This window comes from Halorubrum sp. AJ67 (assembly GCF_000513435.1).
The window spans coordinates 29,462-34,913 of record NZ_CBVY010000021.1; the positions used below are offsets into that span (position 1 = coordinate 29,462).

General features: G+C 68.5%; 5 protein-coding genes. 3 read left to right on the forward strand and 2 right to left on the reverse strand.

Annotated features, from left to right (window positions below; genetic code table 11):
• A partial coding sequence (locus BN903_RS13680; protein ID WP_079890684.1) for an HAD-IC family P-type ATPase occupies window positions 1-1,778 on the reverse strand: 1,778 nt, incomplete at its 3' end.
• A gap of 180 nt (window positions 1,779-1,958) precedes the next feature.
• On the opposite strand from BN903_RS13680, the gene BN903_RS13685 reads away from it, so the two are divergent.
• The gene (locus BN903_RS13685) at window positions 1,959-2,153 is read left to right on the forward strand and encodes a cold-shock protein (protein ID WP_004045866.1); all 195 of its coding nucleotides are present in this window, start codon (window positions 1,959-1,961) and stop codon (window positions 2,151-2,153) included.
• A 118-nt stretch (window positions 2,154-2,271) separates the two neighbouring features.
• A complete protein-coding gene (locus tag BN903_RS13690) occupies window positions 2,272-2,886 on the forward strand; it encodes a hypothetical protein (protein ID WP_048078262.1) in 615 nt (204 codons plus the stop codon).
• A gap of 24 nt (window positions 2,887-2,910) precedes the next feature.
• Here the strand turns inward: BN903_RS13690 and BN903_RS13695 are convergent, their stop codons facing one another.
• Window positions 2,911-3,861: an oxidoreductase gene (locus tag BN903_RS13695; RefSeq protein ID WP_079890685.1), complete on the reverse strand. Its 951-nt coding sequence runs from the start codon at window positions 3,859-3,861 to the stop codon at window positions 2,911-2,913.
• A 170-nt stretch (window positions 3,862-4,031) separates the two neighbouring features.
• Between BN903_RS13695 and BN903_RS13700 the strand changes: the two genes are divergently transcribed.
• Window positions 4,032-5,452 (forward strand): DNA topoisomerase VI subunit B (locus BN903_RS13700; RefSeq protein WP_048078263.1); only part of this gene is annotated, 1,421 nt, incomplete at its 3' end.

The window sequence follows — 5,452 nt, forward strand, 5'->3', positions numbered from 1 at the left end:
ACCTCGTCTTCGGCCGTCGACCCGTCGACCGCCGCGTCGTTGCCGCCCTCGACGACCGCGCCGCCGTCGGGGGCGGCCTCGCCCTTGGTCCCGAGCGCGACCGCGTCCGTCAGCTCCATCTCCCCTTTCGTGAGCGTCCCCGTCTTGTCGAAGACGACGGTGTCGACGTCCTTCGCGCGTTCGAGGACGTCGCCGCCCTTGAACAGGACGCCGTTCTGCGCCCCGATGGTGGTCCCGACCATCGTCGCGGCCGGGGTCGCGAGGCCGAGCGCGCAGGGACACGCGATCAGGACCGAGGAGGCGAAGACGACGACCGCGAACTCGAACACCGAGACGGTGCCGCCGACCGGCGCGGGCCCGCCGGCGACCTGCCCCCACAGCGGGAGCCAGTCGACGAACGCCGCGAGCGTCTCGGGGAAGGCGAACCAGACCACCCCCCACAGCAGGGCGTTCGCGATGACCGCCGGCACGAAGTACGCGGAGATGCGGTCCGCGAGGTTCTGGATGTCGGGCTGGCGCGACTGGGCCTCCTTCACCGTCCGGACGATCTGCTGGAGGGTGGTGTCCGCGCCGACCTTCGTCGCCTCGACGACGAGGAGCCCGTTCTCGTTGATGGTCGACCCGACGACCTCGTCGCCCTCGGTCTTCTCGACGGGGACGGACTCGCCCGTGACCATCGACTCGTCGACGGCGGACTGCCCCTCGACGACGACGCCGTCGGTCGGGATCCGCTCGCCCGGCCGGACCTTCATGCGGTCGCCGACCGCGACCTCGTCGATCGGGACCTCCTCCTCGGTGCCGTCCTCGTCGACGAGGGTGGCGGTGTCTGCCTCCATCTCCAACAGCTTCCGGAGCGCCTCGCCGGCCTGCCCCTTCGAACGGGCTTCGAGGTAGTTGCCGAGCGTGATGAAGACGAGGATGAGCGCGGCCGTGTCGAAGTAGACGCTCCCGGCGATCAGATCGAGGAGGACGGCGACGGAGTAAACGTACGCCGTCGTCGAGCCCAGAGCGATCAGCACGTCCATGTTGGCGCGTCCGTTCGTGACGAGCGCCTTGTAGGAGTTCACGTAGAACGGACGGCCGAGCACGACCTGGACCGGCGTCGCGAGCGCGAACGCGACCCAGTGGATTCCGACGCCGAAGACCCGGTCCGGAACGACCGCGCCCCCGAGCAGGAGGGCGTCGACGAGGAAGAAGAGCAGCGGCGCTGATAAGGCGGCCCCGAACAGCGTCAGCCGGCGCTGCTTGCGAATCTCGGCGTTCCGGGCCGCGTCGCGCGCGCTCTCGCCGGATCCGTCTCTGCCAGTGCCGTCGGTCCCCTCACCGTTGGCGTCCTCGCCGTCGCCACCGCTGCCGTCCTCGCGGACCGGCGAGTACCCCGCGTCCTCGACGGCGTCGTACAGCGCCGAGAGCGAGGTCTCGGCGGGGTTGTACCGCACCCGCGCCTCGTCGGTGGCGTAGTTCACGTCGGCGTCGACGACCCCGTCGACGGCTTCGAGGGCGTCGCGGTTGGCGTCCGCGCAGTTCGCACAGCTCATGTCGGTGATCGCCACGGTCACCGTCTCGGAGACCGCGCCGTAGCCCGCGTCCTCGATCGCCTCGTAGATCGCGGCGAGCGAGGTCCGCTCCGAGTTGTACTCGACGCTCGCCTCGTCGGTGGCGTAGTTCGCGTCCGCCCGCGAGACCCCGTCGAGCGACTCCACGGCGTCGCCGACCGTCGCCGAGCAGTTGGCGCAGCTCATCCCCGTGATGTCGAGGCGGGTGGTTCTGGTGCTCATCTTGGTTGGTACTACGGGGTACTCCCTTAGTGCGTTTTCCCATTCGGAAGCAAAGTCAGCGGCGAGACGAAATTTGGAATCAAAACTGAACGGGGCTATCGGCCGATTTTTACCCGCGTTTTCCCGCCGTACGTGGCGCACGCAACACTTATGACCACGTCGGGAGATCGTTGAGGTGCGATGGCGACAGGCAAGGTCGACTTCTTCAACGACACCGGCGGCTACGGATTCATCGAGACTGACGACGCTGACGAGGACGTGTTCTTCCACATGGAAGACGTCGGCGGCCCGGACCTCGAGGAGGGACAGGAGGTAGAGTTCGAGATCGAGGAGGCGGACAAGGGTCCGCGCGCGACGAACCTCACTCGGCTGTAACCCGTCCGGCGGTATCCGCTACCGGCTGACTCGGATAGCTCTCGAAACGCGTTCCGCGTATATTCATTCCCTGAGCGACCCCGCCGCCGTTTTGGTCGCCGAACGGTGAGCGTCCCCCATGGTGAGTGACGACACTCGCGCAGTCTCAGATGTTGACGATGCGCATGCGGTCCCGGACGATGACGACGCTCGCGCGGTCTCGGACGACCTCGACGCGTTCGTCGACGAGAACCTCGACCGATACGCCGAGACGCAGGGCGTCCTCCCCAAGCGGCTCGACGAGTTCGGCGAGACGTACCGGTCGCAGGGACATCTGACTCGGGACCAGTTGTACGAGATCGCCTACGAGTCGTCGACGCGGAGCGCCTACCACGTCGAGAAGAATCCCGAGGCGCGGTGCCGGGAGGTGACCCGAAACGCTCGCGCGGTCGACGGCGATTTCTCGACGATCCACCTGATAACGGGACTCGCCGGGTTCAAGGCCCCGACCGCGTCGTGCGTGCTGGCCGCGCTCGACGGCGACCGCCACGCGGTCGTCGACACCCGCGTCTGGGCCTCGCTCGAACGATTGAGCTACCTCGACGGGCGCAAGGAGTCGTTCGACGCCGCCGACTACGTCGCGATGATCGGGCCGATCCGCGAGATCGCCGCCGAGACCGGCCATCGCGCCGTCGACGTGGGGTACGCGCTGTTCGCGCACGACGCGCACGTCCGCGAGGGGACGCTCCACTGACCCGCGGACCGAGTCGACGGCGACTCAGACCGGGAACTCGACGCCGGTCGCCTCGGTCGAGTACTCCCAGAGCTTCCGGGCGTCCTCGCGGTCGTAGGAGGCGTCGTTCGAGCGGCCGACCGTCGGGTGCCCGCGCATGTTCATCAGGCCGCCCGGCTCGACGTACGCGCCGCCGTCGACGTCGGCCGTCGCCGCGTACAGCATGGGTTCGACGCCGATCTCCGGCTCCTGTCCGAGGACGGCGTTCGCGGCCTTCATTCCGACTTTCATCAGGGGGTTCCCGCTCTCCGCGGCGGTCCGCATCTGGAGGTTCGTGTCGGTGTACCCGGGGTGACAGGCGACGCTGCGAACGCCGCTTACGTCCTCCGACGCGTCGAGACGCCGCTGGAGCTCGTAGGCGAAAAGCAGGTTCGACAGCTTGCTGCGCCCGTACGCCTTCCATTTCCCGTACGACCGCTCCCAGTTGAGGTCGGTGAAGTCCATCTCGCCCTGCTCGTGAGCGCCGGACGACTGGGTGACGACGCGCGCGTCGCCCCCGACTCCCTCGGCCGCGTCGAGGAGCGGGAACAGGCGGCCGGTGAGCGCGAAGTGGCCGAGGTGGTTGACGCCGAACTGCGTCTCGAAGCCGTCGTCGGTCTCGCCGCGCGGAATCGCCATCACGCCCGCGTTGTTACAGAGGACGTCGACCGCGTCGTAGTCGGCGGCGAGCCCCTCGGCGAACGACGCCACGGAGTCGAGGGAGGCGAGGTCGCACTCGCGCACGTCGAGTTCGCCGTCGACCTCGCCGCCCGCGTCGGCGCGGATCTCGCTCGCGGCGTCCTCCGCGCGCTCGACGCTGCGACACGCCATCACGACGGTCGCGCCGCGCGCGGCGAACGCGCGGGTTCCTTCGAAGCCGAGCCCGCTGTTCGCGCCGGTGACGACCACCGTCTTCCCGTCCAGTCGCGGCATGTCGTCGGCCGTCCAGTCGGTCATGTCCGTACGGTGGGGCGTCACGGTGAGAAACCTGTCGGCCGGATCGGAGGTCGCCGCCGCGTGCGACGCGCTCCCGGACAGGGCGACGAGACGCCGTCTGACGCCGATATCCACTTTCACCTCGCCGCCGGTGCGTTTTTAGGTGCCTCGGTGGAAGGGACGGACACCGAATGACGTCCTTCCAGTCGACGATCGGCGACGAGGAGGGGATCGCGGAGGAGCTGGCCGAGGGCCAGCGCGAGATCTCCATCGCCGAGTTCTTCGAGAAGAACAAACACATGCTCGGGTTCGACTCGGGCGCTCGCGGGCTCGTCACCGCCGTCAAGGAGGCGGTCGACAACGCCCTCGACGCGACCGAGGAGGCCGGCGTCCTCCCCGACATCTACATCGAGATCGAGGAGGTGGGCGACTACTACCGGCTCGTCATCGAGGACAACGGGCCGGGCATCACGAAAGAACAGCTCCCGAAAGTGTTCGGGAAGCTCCTCTACGGCAGCCGGTTCCACGCCCGCGAGCAGTCGAGAGGGCAACAGGGGATCGGTATTTCAGCGGCTGTACTGTACTCTCAGTTGACTTCCGGCCAGCCCGCGAAGATCACCTCGCGCCCGAAGGGGCAGTCGCGGGCGCAGTACTTCGAGCTCATCATCGACACGGACACGAACGAGCCGGAGATTCAGGCGGACAGGGAGACGACGTGGGACCGCCCGCACGGCACGCGGATCGAACTGGAGATGGAGGCGAACATGCGCGCCCGCCAGCAGCTCCACGACTACGTGAAACACACCGCGGTCGTCAATCCCCACGCGCGGCTCGAACTGCGCGAGCCGGGGCTCGACGAGCCGCTGAAGTTCGAGCGCGCGACGGACGAGTTGCCCGCGGAGACTCACGAGATTCGGCCGCATCCCCACGGCGTCGAACTGGGGTCGCTGATCAAGATGCTGGAGGCGACCGAGTCGTACTCCGTCTCCGGATTCTTACAGGAGGAGTTCACGCGGGTCGGCAAGAAGACCGCAGACAGCGTCATCGACAACTTCCGCGACGTGTACTACGGCCGAGAGCTGTCGTGGTCGCCGCCGCGCGCCCACGACGACCGCGACCTCGCGAGCGCGGTCGCGGACGCGGTCGCCAACAAGGGCAAGGACGCGACGACCGCCTTCGCGGAGGGCGTCGCCGAGACCGTGTCGAATAACGACCGGCTCGCCCGCTCCGAACTCGCGGCGATCGTCGACGAGGTCGCCGAGACGGTCGAAGGCGACACGGGCAAGACGTTCGGCGGGACCGTCCGCGAGAACGCGGTCGACGCCGCGTGGCGGGCGATCACGGGAGCCGGCGGCGAAGGTGACGGCGAGAACGCCGATGCGTCCGGCAAGAACGACGACGGCGACGGTAGCGACGCCCCGGAATCCCCGCTCGTCCCCGACGTCTACGCCCTGGTCGACGACGCGACGTCGACCCGGAAGGACGACGCCGCGGTTCAGGCGATGGCCGAGGCGCTGGCCCGCCGGTTCGGGAACCTCGACGGCGACGCGTTCCGGGTCACGCTCGACGACCTCGAACGGCTCGTCGCGGACGCCGCGTCGTTCGTCGCCGA